At 65.0% G+C, this 17,648-nt stretch carries 18 protein-coding genes; 16 read left to right on the forward strand and 2 right to left on the reverse strand.

Features of this window, described 5'->3' with window-relative positions; all coding sequences use genetic code 11:
- Positions 1 to 288 precede the first annotated feature (288 nt).
- From QMY55_RS03155 to QMY55_RS03230, 16 genes are all read left to right on the forward strand, one after another.
- Positions 289 to 3,165, forward strand: a complete 2,877-nt coding sequence (locus QMY55_RS03155) for an Hsp70 family protein (RefSeq protein WP_283487255.1) — start codon at positions 289 to 291, stop codon at positions 3,163 to 3,165.
- Between the two features lie 109 nt (positions 3,166 to 3,274).
- Positions 3,275 to 3,841 carry a DUF2975 domain-containing protein gene (locus tag QMY55_RS03160; RefSeq protein ID WP_283487256.1) on the forward strand — a complete coding sequence of 189 codons (567 nt, stop codon included), beginning with the start codon at positions 3,275 to 3,277 and terminating at the stop codon, positions 3,839 to 3,841.
- A gap of 9 nt (positions 3,842 to 3,850) precedes the next feature.
- The gene (locus QMY55_RS03165) at positions 3,851 to 4,093 is read left to right on the forward strand and encodes a helix-turn-helix domain-containing protein (protein ID WP_283487257.1); all 243 of its coding nucleotides are present in this window, start codon (positions 3,851 to 3,853) and stop codon (positions 4,091 to 4,093) included.
- Between the two features lie 89 nt (positions 4,094 to 4,182).
- Entirely contained in the window at positions 4,183 to 4,797 is a 615-nt protein-coding gene (locus QMY55_RS03170) for a LysE family translocator (protein ID WP_283487259.1), read from the forward strand.
- Between the two features lie 108 nt (positions 4,798 to 4,905).
- Entirely contained in the window at positions 4,906 to 5,847 is a 942-nt protein-coding gene (locus tag QMY55_RS03175) for a Bug family tripartite tricarboxylate transporter substrate binding protein (RefSeq protein WP_283487260.1), read from the forward strand.
- Between the two features lie 108 nt (positions 5,848 to 5,955).
- Positions 5,956 to 6,318, forward strand: a complete 363-nt coding sequence (locus QMY55_RS03180) for a ribosomal maturation YjgA family protein (RefSeq protein WP_283487261.1) — start codon at positions 5,956 to 5,958, stop codon at positions 6,316 to 6,318.
- A 40-nt stretch (positions 6,319 to 6,358) separates the two neighbouring features.
- On the forward strand, positions 6,359 to 6,682 hold the full coding sequence (locus tag QMY55_RS03185; protein WP_283487262.1) for a hypothetical protein: 324 nt from the start codon (positions 6,359 to 6,361) through the stop codon (positions 6,680 to 6,682).
- Positions 6,675 to 7,196, forward strand: a complete 522-nt coding sequence (locus QMY55_RS03190; RefSeq protein ID WP_283487263.1) for a hypothetical protein — start codon at positions 6,675 to 6,677, stop codon at positions 7,194 to 7,196. The genes QMY55_RS03185 and QMY55_RS03190 overlap by 8 nt, the downstream gene beginning before the upstream one ends.
- Before the next feature lie 80 nt (positions 7,197 to 7,276).
- Positions 7,277 to 7,624, forward strand: a complete 348-nt coding sequence (locus tag QMY55_RS03195) for a hypothetical protein (protein ID WP_283487264.1) — start codon at positions 7,277 to 7,279, stop codon at positions 7,622 to 7,624.
- Positions 7,625 to 7,836: 212 nt separating this feature from the next.
- Positions 7,837 to 9,279, forward strand: coding sequence for an NAD-dependent succinate-semialdehyde dehydrogenase (locus QMY55_RS03200; protein ID WP_283487265.1), 1,443 nt, complete (start codon positions 7,837 to 7,839; stop codon positions 9,277 to 9,279).
- Positions 9,280 to 9,448: 169 nt separating this feature from the next.
- A complete protein-coding gene (locus tag QMY55_RS03205; protein WP_283487266.1) occupies positions 9,449 to 11,503 on the forward strand; it encodes a TonB-dependent receptor plug domain-containing protein in 2,055 nt (684 codons plus the stop codon).
- Between the two features lie 5 nt (positions 11,504 to 11,508).
- The gene (locus QMY55_RS03210; protein ID WP_283487267.1) at positions 11,509 to 12,399 is read left to right on the forward strand and encodes a substrate-binding domain-containing protein; all 891 of its coding nucleotides are present in this window, start codon (positions 11,509 to 11,511) and stop codon (positions 12,397 to 12,399) included.
- A 19-nt stretch (positions 12,400 to 12,418) separates the two neighbouring features.
- A complete protein-coding gene (locus tag QMY55_RS03215; protein WP_283487268.1) occupies positions 12,419 to 12,970 on the forward strand; it encodes a DUF2478 domain-containing protein in 552 nt (183 codons plus the stop codon).
- Positions 12,964 to 14,016, forward strand: coding sequence for an iron ABC transporter substrate-binding protein (locus tag QMY55_RS03220; protein WP_283487269.1), 1,053 nt, complete (start codon positions 12,964 to 12,966; stop codon positions 14,014 to 14,016). Before QMY55_RS03215 ends, QMY55_RS03220 begins: the two co-directional genes overlap by 7 nt.
- Positions 14,017 to 14,031: 15 nt before the next feature.
- Complete coding sequence (locus QMY55_RS03225; protein WP_283487270.1) at positions 14,032 to 15,099, forward strand: FecCD family ABC transporter permease; 1,068 nt, start codon at positions 14,032 to 14,034, stop codon at positions 15,097 to 15,099.
- Positions 15,099 to 15,866, forward strand: a complete 768-nt coding sequence (locus QMY55_RS03230) for an ABC transporter ATP-binding protein (protein WP_283487271.1) — start codon at positions 15,099 to 15,101, stop codon at positions 15,864 to 15,866. Before QMY55_RS03225 ends, QMY55_RS03230 begins: the two co-directional genes overlap by 1 nt.
- Positions 15,867 to 15,870: 4 nt before the next feature.
- Here QMY55_RS03230 and mctP read toward each other — a convergent pair whose 3' ends face one another.
- Together mctP and QMY55_RS03240 are read right to left on the reverse strand one after the other, a co-directional pair.
- On the reverse strand, positions 15,871 to 17,370 hold the full coding sequence (mctP, locus tag QMY55_RS03235; RefSeq protein WP_283487272.1) for a monocarboxylate uptake permease MctP: 1,500 nt from the start codon (positions 17,368 to 17,370) through the stop codon (positions 15,871 to 15,873).
- Positions 17,367 to 17,558 carry a DUF3311 domain-containing protein gene (locus QMY55_RS03240; RefSeq protein ID WP_283487273.1) on the reverse strand — a complete coding sequence of 64 codons (192 nt, stop codon included), beginning with the start codon at positions 17,556 to 17,558 and terminating at the stop codon, positions 17,367 to 17,369. The genes mctP and QMY55_RS03240 overlap by 4 nt, the downstream gene beginning before the upstream one ends.
- Positions 17,559 to 17,648: the final 90 nt, after the last annotated feature.

Consider the following 17,648-nt stretch of genomic DNA (forward strand, 5'->3'; position numbering starts at 1 on the left):
CTGAACTCGAAACTCGGCGGGCTTTTTTGTTGAATATGGCTTTTGCCCTTGTGTGACATGCGCAGGCAGCTCATGTTTTGCATTGATGCATGACATGAAAGCATGCACGGGGCGATGCCAATGTCTGGCCCCGCCCGCAAAAGCAAAGCCCGAGTCGTCGTGATGCCCAGCAATGCTGGTGCCTGATTGTGATGTTCATGCCTAGTCGGCCCCGCCCCGCCGCCAGGTTCGGGCATCCGGGTCTTGTTACGATTGGCGACACCGTTTTTCGCGTCCTCGTCTCAGTCCATGCATCCATCCCGTCCCATCCTCGCCGTTGGCATTGACCTGGGCACCAGCCACACGGTGGTCGCAAGTGTTCCGCTGGACGGAGCTGCGGACGATATTGCGTTGCTCGACATTCCCCAGCGCAGCACGGCGGGCGAGGTGCTCTCCCAGCCCCTGTTGCCCTCGGTGCGCTATCAGGCCGCGCCCGGTGAGCTGGGCGAAGCCTGGCAGCAGCCCTGGCCGCCGCAAGAGGCGAGTACCGATGCCCCGGCCGTTATAGGCCGCTGGGCGCGTGACCTGGGTGCTGCCGTGCCCCACCGCTTGGTAGCCAGTGCCAAAAGCTGGTTGTCGCATAACGGCGTGGACCGCACGGCGCCCATACTGCCCTGGGGCGCAGGTGACGATGTGGCCAAGATCTCGCCACTGGCGGCCTCGGCCTCCTATCTGGCCCATGTCAGAGCGGCCTGGGACCGGGCTCATCCTGCAGCCCCGCTGCATCAGCAAACCGTGGTGCTGACGGTGCCAGCCTCGTTTGACGAAGGCGCACGCGCGCTGACGCTGGAGGCTGCGCAGCTGGCCGGGCTGTCCGGCGTGCAGTTGCTGGAAGAGCCCAAGGCGGCTTTTCACGACTGGCTGCTGCTACAGGGCGATGCGCTGGCCAAGCAGCTGGAAGACAGCCGGCTGGTGCTGGTCGTCGATGTGGGCGGCGGTACGACCGATTTGACGCTGATACGCGTTGAGGCAGCGCCCGGTGGCGGCCTGCCCGCGCTGACCCGTACGGCCGTGGGCGATCATCTGATGCTGGGCGGCGACAACATGGACCTGGCGCTGGCCCATCAGCTGGAGGGGGCGTTTGCCGGCGAGGGTCAGAAGCTGCCCACCGCGCGTTTTGCCCAACTGGTGCAGCGCTGCCGTATCGCCAAGGAGCAACTGCTGGCGCAGAACGCGCCCGATCAGCTAAGCATTACCTTGCTGGGCGGCGGCAGCAAGCTGCTGGCCAGGACGCAATCGGCCATCTTGACCCGGGCGCAGGTGCAGCAATCGGTGGTTGAAGGCTTTTTGCCGCAGGTGCAACTCAGCGATACGCCGGGCAAGCGCCAGGGCGCGCTGCGCGGCTTTGGCCTGCCGTATCCGGCCGATGCGGCCATTAGCCGCCATCTGGCGCAGTTTCTAGCCCGGCATGCCGGGGGCGAATTGCCCGATACGGTGCTGCTCAATGGCGGTGTCTTTCATGCCCATGCCATCGTCCAGCGGCTGACGGACTTGCTCACGCAGTGGCGCGGCAGTGCTGTGCGTGTGCTGCACAACCCGCACCCCGACTGGGCCGTAGCGCGCGGCGCGGCCGCCTATGGGCTGGCTCAGTACCAACATCAGCAGCAGGCAGCGCAGGCGCAGCAGGAATCACAGTCAAATCCGTCTCAAACGCAGTCTCAGATTGCGCAAGCAGCTATCAAAAGCGAGGTTTCACGTATTGTGCCCCGCATCGGCGGTGGCTCGGCCCGCAGCTACTGGCTGCTTTTGCCCGGCAAGAAAGAGGAGGCGCCTCAGGGCATCTGCCTGCTGCCGCATGGCACCGAAGAGGGCGTGCGCATCGTGCTCTCGGGCCGGCGCTTTGCGCTCAAGCTGGGCCAGGCCGTGCGCTTCAACCTGCTGGCCAGCAGTCAGAGCCAGGCCCAGGGGCAGGCCGGGCAGATCGCCGCATTGAGTGGTGAAGGCTGGGTGGAGTTGCCCCCCCTGTCTGCCGTGCTGCCCGCACCTGAAGGCAGGGCCCAGCCGCAGGTCGAGGTGCAGTTGCAAGCCTGCATGACCGAGGTCGGGACGCTGGAAGTGCGCTGCGTGGCGGTGCAGGACGCCAGCCAGTCCTGGTTGCTGCCTTTTGCCGTGCGCGGCGCAGTGGCTGCAGAAGCCATGGCCGGCAGCACAGATGTACCAGGCGCCGAAAGCCCGAATCAGCTGAAAGTCAGCGTTCCCAGGCTGACCGAGGCCGTGGCCCAGATCGACCGCATTTTTGGCACGCAGGCGCAGGAAGTGACGGCCAAAGAGGTGCGTCAGCTGCGCCAGTCGCTGGAAAAGCTGCTGGGCCCGCGCGAGACCTGGGATGCGGGCCTGCTGCGAGCCCTGTTTGACGCCCTGCTGACCCGCGCCAAGCGCCGCCGCCGCACGGCCGACCATGAGCGTGTCTGGCTCAATCTTGCGGGCTGGTGCTTGCGTCCCGGTGCGGGTGCGGAGCTGGACGGCTGGCGCATTGCCCAGGTCTGGGCCTTGTATGCGCAGGGTCTGGGCTATCCCAAAGAGGCGTCCAACTGGACCGAATGGTGGGTGTTCTGGCGCCGCGTGGCGGCCGGCCTCAATGAAGCGCAGCAGATGGAGTTGCTAGAAGACGTGGCTGGCCATATGCAAAAAGCCGTGCAGAAAAACAGCAAGAGCAGCCACGGAAGCTACGACGATATGTTGCGCCTGTTTGCCGCCATGGAGGCCGTGCCCTGGCAGTACCGCCAGGAAATGGGCCGGTGGATGCTGCAGCGCCTCAAGCGCGAGGGCGAAACCGTGCAGACCTGGTGGGCCATAGGGCGTCTGGCCGCGCGCCAGTCGCTGGCGGCCAATGCGCATCTGGTCATGCCGCCCGAGGCTGCGCAGGAGTTCTTGAACGCCACGCTAGACCAGGATTGGCGCAAGAACGAAACCGCCATGTTTGCGGCCGTGCAGATGGCCTGCATGACGGGTGATCGTGCGCGTGACCTGCCCGATGAGGCGCGAGCACAGGTGCTGGAGAAGATGCGCAGCAGCGGTGCGCCTGAACGCTGGATAGCCATGGTCGAGCAGGTGGTGCAGATGCAGGCCGAGGACCAGAAGCGCAGCCTGGGCGACAGCCTGCCGCCGGGGTTGGTGTTGCTGTGAGCCTGATGCCGCGTTGCAAGCTGATTATTAAAATAAATAATTAAAAAATTATCGCAAAACGATAATTTTGATAAAGTCACGCCATCTTGAATATGAAAAAGGATGGGTCGTGAAAACAAGAGACTCGCTGGCGCGCGGCAGTCAGTACATTGCGGCGGCGGCTTTGGTGTTGGTGGTGGCCATGCTGGCGCTGAATACCGCCAGCTGGTTTTTCCCCGCACTGGGCCGGGTGGACGGCGGTGCGGGGCTGAGCTTCTCGCTGACCCAGCGCATGACCGGTATGGCGGGCGTCGACGTGGCGGCCATGCCCTGGTGGCAATTGCTGGGGGCGGCGCTGATTTCCAGCATTCCGCTGCTGGCCATGGCCTATGGCTTGCTGCAGCTGCGTGCGCTGTTTCAGCAGTACGCAAGCGGCAACTACTTTGCGCATTCGGCCTATGGGCATATGGAGCGCATGGGCCGTGCCATCGTGCTTTGGGTGGTGCTGGACTTTGCCTGTGAGCCGGTGCTGAGCGCATGGGTCACCATGCTGGCACCCGCGGGCCAGCGCATGCTCACGTTGAGCCTGGAGCCGCAGGTGTTCATCGCCCTGTTTCTGGCGGCCTGCGTGATCGCGATTGCCCGCATTCTGCAGCGCGCCTGTGACCTGCATGCCGAAAACCAGCAGTTTGTGTGACGGCAGGCCATGGCGATTGAAATTGCACTCGATGTGATGCTGGCCAAGCGCAAGGTCAAGTCCAAGGACCTTGCTGCGGCCATAGGCATCACGGAACAGAACCTCTCCTTGCTCAAACAAGGCAAGGTCAAAGGCATGCGGCTGGCTACGCTGGATGCGATCTGCCGCCATCTGGATTGCACGCCCGGCGATCTGCTGATCTATGTGCCTGGTAGCGCAGGGGCCGAAGTCGGGGAAGAGGATGCGCTGTAATTGGCCATATGCGCCGTGATGCCATGGCATCGGCCCGGGGGCCGCGTGGATAGACTGCTTCACCCATCTCTTTGTTAAGGAGTGCGTGCATGATCAGTCTGGAGTTTTTGCTGACCTCGCTGGTGGTGGTGCTGATTCCCGGCACCGGTGTGGTCTATACCGTGTCCACGGGACTGGTGCAGGGCCGTAAGGCCAGCCTCTATGCGGCTCTGGGTTGCACCCTGGGCATTGTTCCGCACCTGCTGGCCACAGTGCTGGGGTTGGCGGCGTTGATGCACACCAGCGCCCTGGCATTCCAGTTGCTCAAGTACGCGGGCGTGGCCTATCTGTTTTATGTGGCCTGGGCCACCTGGCGTGACAAGTCCGCATTCGCCGTGGACGGCAGTGTGGCCAGAACCCCGGCACGCAGCCTGGTCATCAAGGCGGTGCTGATGAATGTGCTCAACCCCAAGCTGACCATTTTCTTTCTGGCGTTCTTGCCGCAGTTTGTGCCCCATGAGGCCAGCCGGCCGCTGCTGCAATTGTTGCTGCTCAGCGCCGTGTTCATGGCCATGACGTTTGCGGTGTTCGTGATTTATGGCTGGCTTGCCCACGCGTTTCGCCGCCTGGTCATCGAGTCGGCGGCCGTGCAGCAGTGGCTGCGCTATGGCTTTGCCTCGGCCTTTACCGGTCTGGGCATCAAGTTGGCGTTGACCGAAAAATAGCGCACGGCAGCAGTCCGGGTGGAGGCGGAAGCGGGGCGCAGGCATTCGTAGAATGCCCTGCAACTATTGCGTGGAGATTCACCGGTGAAGTCTGTTTCCAGAAGAAATATGGTGTCGTTTGCTGCCCTGGCCTTGATGGGCGGCATGGTATGTGCACAAAGCTCCTGGCCTACCAAGCCCATCACTTTTGTGGTGCCTCAAGCACCTGGCGGGGCCAATGATGTGATCGCACGTGCCGTGGCGCAAGGCCTGGAAAACTCCCTGGGCCAGCCCGTGGTGGTGGAAAACCGGCCCGGTGCCAACGGCAACCTGGGCACGGGCCAGGTGGCGCACGCGGCGGCCGACGGCCATACCTTTCTGGTGACGGCGCAAAGCGCCTACACCATCAATCCGGCGCTGTACTCCAGGGTTCCGTTCGACCCCATCAAGGATTTCACGCCCGTGATGCAGCTGGCGGTGGCGCCGTATCTGCTGGTGGTGAACCCGAACTTCCCGGCCAAGAATCTGAACGAGCTGGTGGCCTATGCCAAGGCCAATCCGGGCAAGGTGGAATATGCCTCGGCCGGCAATGGAACGCTCAACCATCTGCTGGGAGAGATGCTGAAAAAGCAAAAAGGTGTGGAGCTGCTGCATGTGCCGTACAAGGGAGCTTCGGCGGCCGCCACCGATGTGGTGGCTGGCCAGTTGCCCATGACCTTCGGCAGCTTTCCGGGCGTGATGCCCTTTGTCGCCAGCGGCAAGTTGCGCGTGCTGGGTGTGGCTTCCGACAGGCCCACGACGCTGGCCCCCGAGATTGCACCGCTGGGCAAGGATCTGGCCGTGACCAGCTGGTACGGCCTGTTCGCTCCGGCAGGCACGCCAAAGCCCATTGTGGACAGGCTGTACCAGTCCATTCGTGCCGTGCTGGCCAGGCCCGAGATGGGCGAGCGCTTCAAGACTCTGGGTGCCGAGCGTGTGGAGTCCGACCCGCAAAGCTTCAAGGCCATGCTGCCGGGCGAGCTGGCCCGCTGGAAGCAGGTGGTCAAGGATTCGGGCGCCCACATCGATTGATGCCTGGTATCCGGCTACCATCGCGGCTTTGATGGGCCGGAAGGTTTTTGGCCCCTTGTCCTGATGCTGCCTGTTTCCTCATTCCATCGTTCCCGCTGGCTGCTGACAATGCTGGCCTTGCTGGTCATTGCCCTGGGCCTGGCCTCGCGCCGCAGTTTTTCGCCGTTTCCGACCATGCTGGGCAACTACCCCGGCGATGCGCTCTGGGCCTGGGTGGTATTGCTGTGCGTGGTCTGGCTGCGACCGGCCATTGCACGGGTGCGGCTGGTGACGTGGTCGTTGGTGATCGCCTTTGCCATCGAATTCCTGCAGCTGTATCAGGCGCCGTGGATGCAGGCGCTGCGCGCCAACAAGCTGGCCTATCTGGTGCTGGGCAATGGCTTTGATCCGCTGGATTTGCTGGCCTATGTCCTGGGCATAGGCGTGGGGGCGGTGGCGGACTGGAGCTGGCAGCGGTGGCTTCAGAGGTAGGCAGCATGTTTCCCATGCGTTTTTGACTGCGGAGCTTTGCATGATGTTTGATCTGGCCAGCGTGCCTGCGTTTCCCGCATGGCAGACGGGTGAGCCGCGTGATGACGGGCTGATGATCTATGCGCCCGAGGATCTGGCAGAACGCAACCAAACCTATGAGGTGGCGCAGTACCTGCCAGGTCATCTGATGATTGGCGATGACAGCGGCGGCCGGGGCATTCTGGTGGACGGTAACGGTGCGCTCTGGATCTGCGGCCTGGGTGCGCTGTTCGTCGATTGCCGTGAGCCGTTGTCACCGCATCTTGCGCAATGGGTAATGCAGGGCTGCGCTTTGCCTGAGTGGGAGGACGAGAGCGATGAATAGCACGGTGTACTTTGAGCCCGAGTTTGTACAGTCCCTGCATGCCATGGCCTGGTTTTCGCGTTGTGGGCAAAGCCTGCCTGCGGATCTTGCTGCAAGCCTGCCGTTTGAGGTCGCACCGGCTGCCACGCTGAAAAAAGCCATGCGCCAATGGGGCTCCGCGCAATGGGAAGACGCCACGCTGGAGGCGCGCAATGAACTGACGGGCTTTCTGGCCGTGCATGCACGCGATGCCTATCAGCAGTGGAACACCATCACACAGCTGGCGAAGGTGGAAGTGGCGCAGCCGCTGGCGGAAGAATTCTGGCGGCCCTATGCGCAGCAGCAGGGGCTGGATGTGGATTTTCTGCATTGCGTGCAGTGGGACATATTGGCGCTGTGCATGGAGCATGCCTACCGTCAGCAGCGCGGCCTGCCGCAGTTCTTTCATGCACTGCTCAAGGTCTATGCGTCAGGCCACATGCCCTGTGGCTGGGAAGGCGGCAAATATCCCAAGGGCAGGCTGCTGGTCTGGTGACGTCGAGGCACATCGGGATACAACAGTCGATATGAAGCCTATTAAGCTGCCCCGGTCTCAGGCAACGATGGAAATGGCCCATGTCCCAAACTAAGAAAGCTCTGGTCCCGGCAACTCTGCTGCTGGGCTGCACGCTGATGGCGCAGGCGCAAAGCCTGGTTTTACCCAGCACTGCAGAGGCCACTGCGGCGATTGTCGAGATGTTCTCGGGCTCGGATCTTCCACGGCCTTCCAAGGTGCAACTCGGAACCTGCATCGCAGCAGTCGAGGCCAGCCATCCGGGGCAGCTTGCATGTACCGTGGCTGTGACCTTGGGGGCTGCCACCAATGAGACCCAGATTGATTTCTTCAAGCAGGGCAAGCGGTGGCAGGCCCAGCCCAGCGTATCGCAGGACAAGCTGCCGTTTCCCGATCCCAAGCTCCATTGATCTTAGGCTGTCGCTCCCCGGGGGGAGGCCCATTCAAGCTGACGGCCGAGGGTTAGCCCTGCTTTCCAGGCGTCTCATGCATGTCATGGCAAGTTAGCATGGATGGCTAGAATTTTTCTGCCTGAAACTGCTCAGGCATTCCCCTGAATGTTCTCCACACCCGGCCCGGAAAGTCTGCAGGGAGATGACGGCCGACATAGATGAGTCATGCGATGAGCACTGCATACCCGGATACCCAGCTTTTGATCGACGGTCAGTGGCAGGACGCTGCCAGCGGCAAGAAAATTGATGTCCGCAATCCGGCCACGGGCGAGGTGATCGGCCATGTCGCCCACGCCGATATTCCTGACCTGGACCGCGCGCTGGCTGCGGCCGACAAAGGCTTTCAGGTCTGGCGCAAGATGTCGGCCCATGACCGTGGCGCCATCATGCGCAAGGCCGCCAGCCTGCTCAAGGAGCGTGCCGACGAGATTGCAGCGTTGCTGACGCAGGAGCAGGGCAAGCCGCTGGCCGAGGCCAAGGTTGAGATCGTTGCCGGCGCCGGCATCATCGAATGGTTTGCCGACGAGGCCCTGCGTGTCTATGGCCGCATCGTGCCTTCGCGTCGCCCCGAGCAGCAACAGCTGGTGATCAAGGACCCTGTGGGCCCGGTCGCCGCCTTCACGCCCTGGAACTTCCCCGTCAACCAGATCGTGCGCAAGATTGGCGCGGCTCTGGCTTCGGGCTGCTCCTTCCTGGTCAAGGCGCCCGAGGAAACCCCGGCCTCGCCCGCAGCCCTGCTCAAGTGCTTTGTCGATGCCGGCATTCCTGCCGGTGTTGTGGGCCTGGTCTATGGCAACCCCGCACAGATTTCCGAATATCTGATTGCTCACCCCGTAATCCGCAAGGTGACCTTCACGGGCTCCACGGCCGTGGGCAAGCAGCTAGCAGCGCTGGCCGGCCAGCACATGAAGCGCTCAACCATGGAGCTCGGTGGCCATGCTCCGGTGATCGTGGCCGAGGATGCCGATGTGCAACTGGCCGTCAAGGCCGCGGGCGCGGCCAAGTTCCGCAACGCCGGCCAGGTCTGCATCTCGCCCACGCGCTTTCTGGTGCACAACAGCGTGCGTGAAGAGTTCACCAGCGCCATGGTCGCCCATGCCGAGGCGCTGAACGTGGGCAACGGCCTGGAGAAGGGCGTGCAGATGGGACCGCTGGCCAATCCGCGCCGCGTGACCGCGCTGACCCAGCTGATCCAGAACGCTGAGCAAAGCGGCGCCAGGCTGCTGGCCGGCGGCAAGGCCTTTGGCGATGCCGGCAACTTCTTTGCACCCACGGTGCTGGCCGACGTGCCTTTGACGGCCGATATCTTCAATCAGGAGCCTTTCGGCCCCGTGGCCGCGATTCGCGGCTTCGACAGGATCGAGGATGCCATTCAAGAGGCCAACCGCCTCTCCTATGGTCTGGCGGCCTATGCGTTCACGCGTTCGCTCAAGACCGCCCACCAACTGGCCCAGGACGTGGAGGCGGGCATGCTGTGGGTGAACCAGCCGGCTCTGCCTTCGGCCGAGCTGCCCTTCGGCGGCATCAAGGATTCGGGCTACGGCTCCGAGGGCGGCCCCGAGGCACTGGAGGCCTATCTGATTTCCAAGGCGGTGGCGATCACCTGCGTCTGAGCCTGGAAAGCGCTTGGCGGAAAAGGCCACCCTTGCGGTGGCCTTTTCCATTGGAGGGTGTATGTCGTTTGGCTTATGAGAGGCCTTTGGTAGTCGTTATTCAAAAAATGAATAGCGATGGCTAGAATCGACGGTTTTTTACATTCGACAACAATTCCAAGCCAACGCCATGCCACAGCATTCCACGGTTTTCCAGGTCCATCCCCCCAGTTTTGTTCTTCGTCGCAGTTGGTTGTGGGGCGCCCTGGCCATCGTGCCCATGGGGGCAGCCTGGGCCCAGGTGGCACCGGAGGCCGCAGCCGAAACGCCCAGCCAGACCTTCATGCTGGGCACGGTGGAGGTCAGCACCCGGCGCGATGCCGAAGAACTCGGAGCCGGCGACATGCAGCGCGTCGGCAGCGCCGAGATGGAGCGGACCAACGCCAATACCGTGGCCGATGCGGTGCGCAATCTCCCCGGCGTGAGCCTGTCGCGCAACAGTCGCAACGAGGAAATGATCAATCTGCGCGGCTTCGACTCGCGCCAGGTGCCTATTTTTGTGGATGGCGTGCCGCTGTATGTGCCCTATGACGGCTATGTGGATCTGGGCCGCTTCACCACCTTCGATCTGGCCGAGATCAACGTGGCCAAGGCCGGCGCTTCGCTGCTGTACGGCCCGAATACGCTGGGTGGTGCCGTCAATCTGGTCACGCGCAAGCCGGTCAAGTCCTTCGAGGGCGACGTGCGTCTGGGCCTGGGTAGCGGCAGTGAGCGCAAGGCTGCGTTCAATCTGGGTGGCAATCAGGGCAGCTGGTACTACCAACTGGGCGCCTCCTACCTGGATGCCGACACTTTCCCTTTGCCCAAGGGCTTCAGGGATTACAAGAAGCAGCCCACCGATACCGGCAGCAACCGCGAGAACGCGGATCGCACAGACAAGCGTCTGTCCTTCAAGCTGGGACTCACGCCCAATGCCACGGACGAATACGCTTTTGGTTATGTGCGCCAGGAAGGCGAGAAGGGCAATCCCGTCTACACCGGCCAGTCCACGCAAAAGAACGCCGTGCGCTACTGGCGCTGGCCCTACTGGGACAAGGACAGCCTGTACTTTCTGAGCACCACCCGCCTCAATGGCAGCAATGTGCTCAAGACCCGCCTGTACCACGATACCTACAAAAACGGTCTCGACATGTACAAGGATGCCAGCTACACGGCCCACGATCCGACCAGCAGCTACAAGGATGTGAGCAAGGGCGCCAGCCTGGAGTGGGTCAACTACGCCTTCTCCGGCCACGAGCTGCATGCGGCCTTCCATTACAAGCAGGACGAGCACACCGATGCGGCCTCGGGAAAGGACCCGCAGAAGCACTACCGCGATGTGACCACCTCACTGGTGCTCGAGGACCACATCACCCTGGCCGAGCGCTGGCGCCTGACGCTGGGCCTGAGCCATGACCAGCGCGACGCCAAGCAGGTCTACCAGTGGCCCACCGGCTCCACCAACGCCACCAATGGGCTGGCGCGCCTGAGCTATGCGCTCACGGCCCAGGGCGACGAGGTCTATCTGATCGCTTCGCACAAGAGCCGCTTTCCGACCATCAAGGACCGCTATTCGGCGCGCATGGGTACGGCCCTGGCCAAACCCGACCTCAAGCCCGAGGTGGCCAACCATCTGGAGCTGGGCCTGAGCGGCACGCCCTGGCAGGGCGGCAAGGGCCAGGCGGCCGTGTTCTACAGCCGGGTGCAGAACCAGATCCAGACCATGGTCGTGGACTCCACGGCCTGCGGTGGCAAGACCTGCAATCAGGCGCAGAACGTCGGGCGCACGCGCAATATCGGTCTTGAACTGTCGCTGGCGCAGCAGCTCTCGGCCCAGTGGGCCCTGCATGCGGGCTACACCTATCTGAGCCGCACCAATCTCAGCGACCGCAGCATCACGCTGACGGACACGCCGCGTCAGCGCCTGACGGCGGCCCTGCAATGGAATCCGCAGGCCCAGTGGCAGCTGCGCGCCGAGCTGGAAGCCGAGCAGGGCCGCAAGGTGCCGCTGTCGGCCAGCGGCCAGGCACAGGTCTACCAGATGGCCGGCTATGGTGTGGCCAATCTGCGCGCCCGCTATCTGCCGCGCCCGGACACCACGCTGGACTTCGGCGTGGCCAATCTCGGCGACAAGTGGTACCAGTTGGCCGACGGCCTGCCCATGCCGGGCCGAAGCTGGTACGTGAACCTTGGCTACCGGTTCTGATGGCCATGGAACACCTGCTTCAGACAACGCTGGCGCGCCGTGACTGGCTGCGAGGCCTGGCCGCACTGGGTCTTGCCGGCGGTCCGGCCCTGGCGGCCGGACCAAAAACCGCTTCGGGCACCGGCGTACAGGTGGCGGCCGTGGGCGGACTGGTGCTGTGCGGCGTGTGGCCGCGCGTGGCAGAGCAGACCAGTCAGGCCCTGGCCATGCCGGTCACCACCGTGGCGGCCGCACCCAAGGAGGGCGTGGTGCCAGCTTTTACGCGCGGCGAGGCGCAGATGCTGCTGATCCACGCCAGCGACGAAGCCATGGCTCTGGAGGCCAGCGGCATGGCTTCCGCCGCGCGTGTCTGGGGCTGGAACGAGCATGTGATTGCCGGACCCTCCCAGGATCCGGCCGGTGTGCGCACGGCCGGCGATGGCACGCAGGCGCTGCGGCGCATTGCCGAAACCGGCTCGCCCTTTATCGCGTTGCGCGACCCTGGCAGCTATACCGTGGTGCAGCGCCTGTGGCGGCGCGGCGGCATACGCCCCGATGCGCGCTGGCTGCGCGCCGACACAGGCCCGCGCCCGCAGGCGGTGCTGGAGCTGGCGGCCCGGGAGCAGGCCTATGCCGTGGTCGGGCATATCCCGCTGGCTTTCGGCAAGATGGGCGCTCCCGGGATCGAGCTGCTGCTGCATGGCGATCCGCTGATGCGCCGCCCCTATGTGCTGCTCACGCCCGGCCCGCGCCATCCGGCGTCGGCTGCGCAGCGCAGGGCGGTCAATCAGCTGGCCGACTATCTGCTGTCGGACGCCGGGCAACAGATACTCAAGCATGCCAACGGCAGCGACGGCCCCTGGGTGTTTGCGCGCGACAGCGTGCCCGCAGGTATGAGCACCGGCGTCGATGGATAGACCTGATCGAAAGACTTGCATGAGCACCAACCATGGTCTGCCGCCGCTGGCGGCACTGATCCACCCCGATGACCGGCACGATATCGAAGCCTTGATGGAGAGCGTGGCCCGGCGGCTGCAGCAATCGGGCCGGCGCGTGGGCGGGCTGGTGCATCGCCAGAGCCTGTACGCCAATGGCAACAAGTGCATGCGCCTCGTGGACCTGCGCAGCGGCCGGCAATTCGAGATGACCGAGGACCTGGGCGCCAGCTCAAAGGCCTGCAGCCTGAACCCGCAGGCCCTGGCCCAGGCCAGCGTGGTGCTGCGCCAGGCGCTGGCCGACGGCGTGGAGTTGGCCATGGTCAACTGCTTTGGCCAGCTCGAAGCCGCGGGCGGTGGCTTTGTCCAGGAGATCGCCGGTTTTGTCGAGGCCGGCATTCCCGTGATCACGGCCGTGGCAGCCCGGCATGAGGCTGGCTGGCTGGCTTTTACCGGCGGGGACTTTGTCCGTTTGCCGGTGGACGAGGAGGCATTGCTGCAGTGGTGTGGGCAGCAGCTGGAGCGCACGGACGCGCGAGGCTTGCCATGTTGACGCGCCGCCAATGGCTGCAAGGCTCGGCTGCGGCACTGGCCGCCGGACTTGGCCAGGGACCTGGATGGGCGCAGGACAACCGCTCCGTCATCGCCGCCCGCTTTGGCGCGCTGCCCGCACGGCCGGGCCGTGTGTTCGCCGCAGGTCCGCCGGCCGGCGCGTTGCTGGCCGTGCTGGCGCCGCAGCAGTTGCTGGGCTGGCCCATGCAAATGAGTGATGCGGCGCGCACCTACCTGGGGCCTCAGTTGCAGGCTTTGCCCTATCTGGGCCGCTTGTCGGGGCGTGGCAGCACGCTGCCGCTAGAGAAGCTGCTGGCGCTACAGCCCGATCTGGTGCTGGATTCCGGGACCTCCGATGCCACCCATGTCTCGGCCGCCGAACGTCTGGCGCGCCAGATGGGCCTGGCCTGCGTGCTGGTGCAGGGCAGCCTGCCCGAACATGCGCGCCAGCTGCGCGAGGTCGGCGCTCTGCTGGGCGTTGCCGAGCGCGGCGAGATCCTGGCCCGCCATGCCGACGAAGCCGCCAGGCTGGTGCGCGGCGTGACCGCGGGCCTGGGTCAAGAGGCGCGCCCGCGCGTCTATCTGGGGCGCGGCGCCAACGGCCTGGAAACCGGGCTGGCGGGCTCCATCAACGTCGAGGTGATCGACTATGCGGGCGGCCGCAATGTGGCGGCCCAGGCCGGTACGGGTGGACTCACGCGTGTCTCCATGGAGCAGATCCTGGCCTGGGACCCCGAAGTCATACTGACCCAGGAGGCCGGTTTTGCCGAGCGCGTGCGCCAGGACCCCTTGTGGCGCGGCGTCAGCGCCGTGCGCAGCGGCCGTGTGCACTGCGCGCCCGTGCTGCCGTTTGGCTGGCTGGACGGCCCGCCTGGCGTGAACCGGCTGATCGGCGTGCGCTGGCTGCTCGAGAAGCTGCATCCGGGCCGGCTGGCGCAGCAGGGCGCCAAGCCCCTGGAGCAGGCGGTGCGCGAGTTCCATGCGCTGTTCTATGGCGCCCAGCTGTCACCGTCCCAGTTGCGTGCGCTGCTGGACGCTGCGCGCTGAGGGTATGAATTTTTCATGAAGTTATTCCGCTCCAATCTAGGCAGGGTAAGCGCTGGAAGCTCTGTTTCAAGGAGCGCTGCCACGGCCTGGGGCTGGTGGTTGGCCCTGGCCTTGCTGGCGCTGGTGCTGCTGTGGGCGCTGGGCTCGGGCCAGTTTGCGCTGGCACCGGCACAGCTGGCCGAAGCGCTGTGGGCGCGGGCCACGGGGGCGGCGTCGCCGCTGCCGCCAGCGGCCGAAACCGTACTCTGGAATATCCGGCTGCCGCGCATCGCGGCCGGCGTGGCGGTCGGCGCGATGCTGGCTGCAGCCGGTGCGGCCTACCAGGGCATGTTCCGCAACCCGCTGGTTTCGCCCGACATCCTGGGCGTTTCGGCCGGCGCGGGCCTGGGCGCCGTCATCGCCATCTATCTGGGCCTGGCTATGTTCGCCGTGCAATGGCTGGCTTTTGGCGGCGGGCTGGTCGCCGTGGCCATCGTGGTGGCCATCAGCGCCTGCGTGCGCAGGCACGATCCGGTACTGGTGCTGGTATTGGCCGGCATTGCGCTGGGCGCCTTGCTGGGCGCAGGCATTGCCTTGATCAAGACCCTGGCCGATCCGAACACCCAACTACCCACCATCACCTTCTGGCTCATGGGCGGACTGTCGGCCGTGACGCTGCAGGATGTGGCCGGCACGGCGCCGGTGATGCTGATGGCCCTGGTTCCGTTGCTGCTGCTGCGCTGGCGCATCAATTTACTGGCCCTGCCCGACGAGGAGGCGCGCGCCCTGGGCGTGCCGGTCGGGCGGCTGCGCCTGGTGCTGGTGGTCTGCGCCACGCTGGGCACGGCGGTGTCGCTGGCCGGCATCATAGGCTGGGTCGGGCTGGTGGTGCCGCATGTGGCGCGCCTGCTGGTCGGCCCCGATTTCGTACGGCTGCTGCCGGCCTCGGCGCTGCTGGGTGCGGGCTTTGTGGTGGCGGCCGATACCCTGGCCCGGACCATGGCGCGCATCGAGCTGCCGCTGGGCATTCTGACGGCCCTGGTCGGTGCGCCTTTCTTTCTGTATCTGCTGGCCCGCACGGGCCGTCGCGAAGGAGAGGCCTGATGTCGGTGCTGGAGTTGCTTGGACTGCGTACCGGCCATGGCAGGCGCATGGTCAGCGAGGCGGTGGACCTGTGCATTGCCGCTGGCGAGGTGCTGTGCCTGCTCGGCCCCAACGGCTGCGGCAAGACCACGCTGTTTCGCACCGTGCTGGGCCTGCTGCCGCCGCTGGCGGGTCAGGTGCTGGTGCAGGGCCAGCTGGTGCAGCATTGGCCGCGAGCCGAATTTGCGCGCCGCGTCGGTTATGTACCCCAGGCCCAGGCCGGGGTGTTTGCCTTCGAGGCGCTGGACATGGTGCTCATGGGCCGTGCCGCGCGCCTGCCTTTGCTGGCCAGGCCATCACGCGCAGACAGGGTCCTGGCCCTGGCCTGCATGCAGCGGCTGCAGATCGCCCATCTGGCCGCACGCCGCTATACGGAGCTGAGCGGTGGCGAGAGGCAACTGGTGCTGATCGCGCGCGCTTTGGCGCAGGAGCCCGCGCTGCTGGTCATGGACGAACCCACGGCAAGCCTGGACTTCGGCAACCAGATTCGAGTGTTGGAGCAGATCGCCGTGCTGAGTGCCCAGGGCATGGCCGTGCTGCTGTCCACCCATCAGCCCGAGCATGCCTTGCGCGTGGCAACACGCATTGCCTTGCTGGGGCGCGGGCGGCTGCTGGACGTGGGCGAGCCGCGCGCCGTAGCCACGCCCTCGGCGTTGGCCGGGCTTTATGGTGTGGGCGAGGCGGCGATTGCCGCCCATCTTTCGAGCGGTCTTTCAGCAGCTGCCTGATGACTCAGGCCTGTGCATGGGGTACTGTGTGATGCTTCATGGACAGCGCGGCCTGTACGGCCAGAACGGCCACGAAGTTGAGCAGCAACGCGAACAGCCCGGTGTAGACCGCGAAGCTGTGGCCGCCCAGCACAAAGCTGTGCACCGGCTTGATACCGTCGCCAAACGCCAGGGCGGTTCCCGTCAGCATGCCCAAGGCCCAGCCCGTGAACAGTGCCGGGGCGCGCAGCCCCTTGAAGTAAAGGCCGCAGACCACGGCGGGAAACGTCTGCATGATCCACACGCCGCCGAGCAGTTGCAGGTACAGCGCAAACTGCGTGGGCACGAACAGGATGAACACCAGGGCACCGAGCTTGACGACCAGCGAAGCCAGCTTGGCGACCTTGGCCTGGCCCTCGGGCGTGACCTCGGGGTTCACATAGGCCTTCCAGAAGTTGCGCGTGAACAGATTGGCCGCGCCAATCGACATCACGGCCGCAGGCACCAGGGCGCCGATGGCGATGGCCGCGAACGCGAAGCCGCTGAACCACTCGGGGAACAGCGTGGCGAACAGTGCTGGCACTACATCGTTGGGCGTCTTGATGCTCAGGTGTGCGGCATAGGCCATATAGCCCAGCAGGGCGATCAGGCCCAGCAGCAGCGTATAGGCGGGCAGGAACACCGCATTCTTGCGGATGGTGTTGGCGCTCTTGGCCGCGAAGATGCCGGTCAGCGTGTGCGGGTACATGAAGGCCGCCAGTGCCGAGCCCAGGGCCAGCGTGGCATAGGGCAGCATCTGGGCGGGTTGCAGCAGCAGGCCCGTGCTGCCGCCCTTGGCCGCGAAGGCGCTGTCCGCGGCCTGGAACACGGCCGCGTAGCCGCCGAGCTTGGCCGGCACCAGCACCACGGCGGCGAGCACCACGATGTAAATCATCAAGTCCTTGACGAAGGCGATCAGCGCCGGCGCGCGCAGCCCGGCCGAGTAGGTGTAGAGCGCCAGGATCACGAAGGCCAGAGCCAGCGGCAGCTCTCCCTGCAGCCCCAGGGCCTGGATCACGACCTGCATGCCGACCAGTTGCAGCGCGATATAGGGCATGGTGGCGATCACGCCCGTCAGGGCCACGGCCAGCTCCAGCGTGCGCGAGCCGTAGTGGCCGTAGACCACGTCGGCCGCGGTCACATGGCCGGCATCGCGGGCCGCCTGCCAGAGCCGCGGCATGATCGCGAAGACGATGGGGTAGACCACGATGGTGTAGGGCAGGGCGAAGAAGCCGTAGGCTCCGACCGCGTAGACCAGGGCCGGCACCGCGATCACGGTATAGGCCGTGTAGAAGTCGCCGCCCACGAGAAACCAGGTGATCCAGCCGCCGAAGCGCCTGCCGCCCAGGCCCCATTCGTCCAGATGCTGGGCCGGTGCCGCCGCCCCGCGCTGCCAGCGTGAAGCGACAAAGCCCAGCACCGTGACCAGCGCAAAGAAGAAGGCGAAGACCGCGAGCGCGGTCCAGTGGATGGTGGTGCCGCTCATGATGAGCTCTCCCCGTCGGACGCACCGAAGTAATGGCGGTAGACCAGCCATGTCAGCAGCGCGCTGACGAAGACCCAGGCCAGTTGATACCAGTAGAAGAACGGGAAGCCGAACAGCGTGGGCTGTGCATGGTTGTACAGCGACACGTACAGCAGGCCGATGAACGGCGCAAGGAGCAGCACCCACATGGCGGTTGCCTTTCCACGGATGGACGTTCAATCACTGTACGCTTGTGGAAGGCGCTGTGCATCCTCCGTGGCAGCGTCAGGGGTATCGCG

Source organism: Comamonas resistens (assembly GCF_030064165.1).
Classification (GTDB): domain Bacteria; phylum Pseudomonadota; class Gammaproteobacteria; order Burkholderiales; family Burkholderiaceae_C; genus Comamonas; species Comamonas resistens.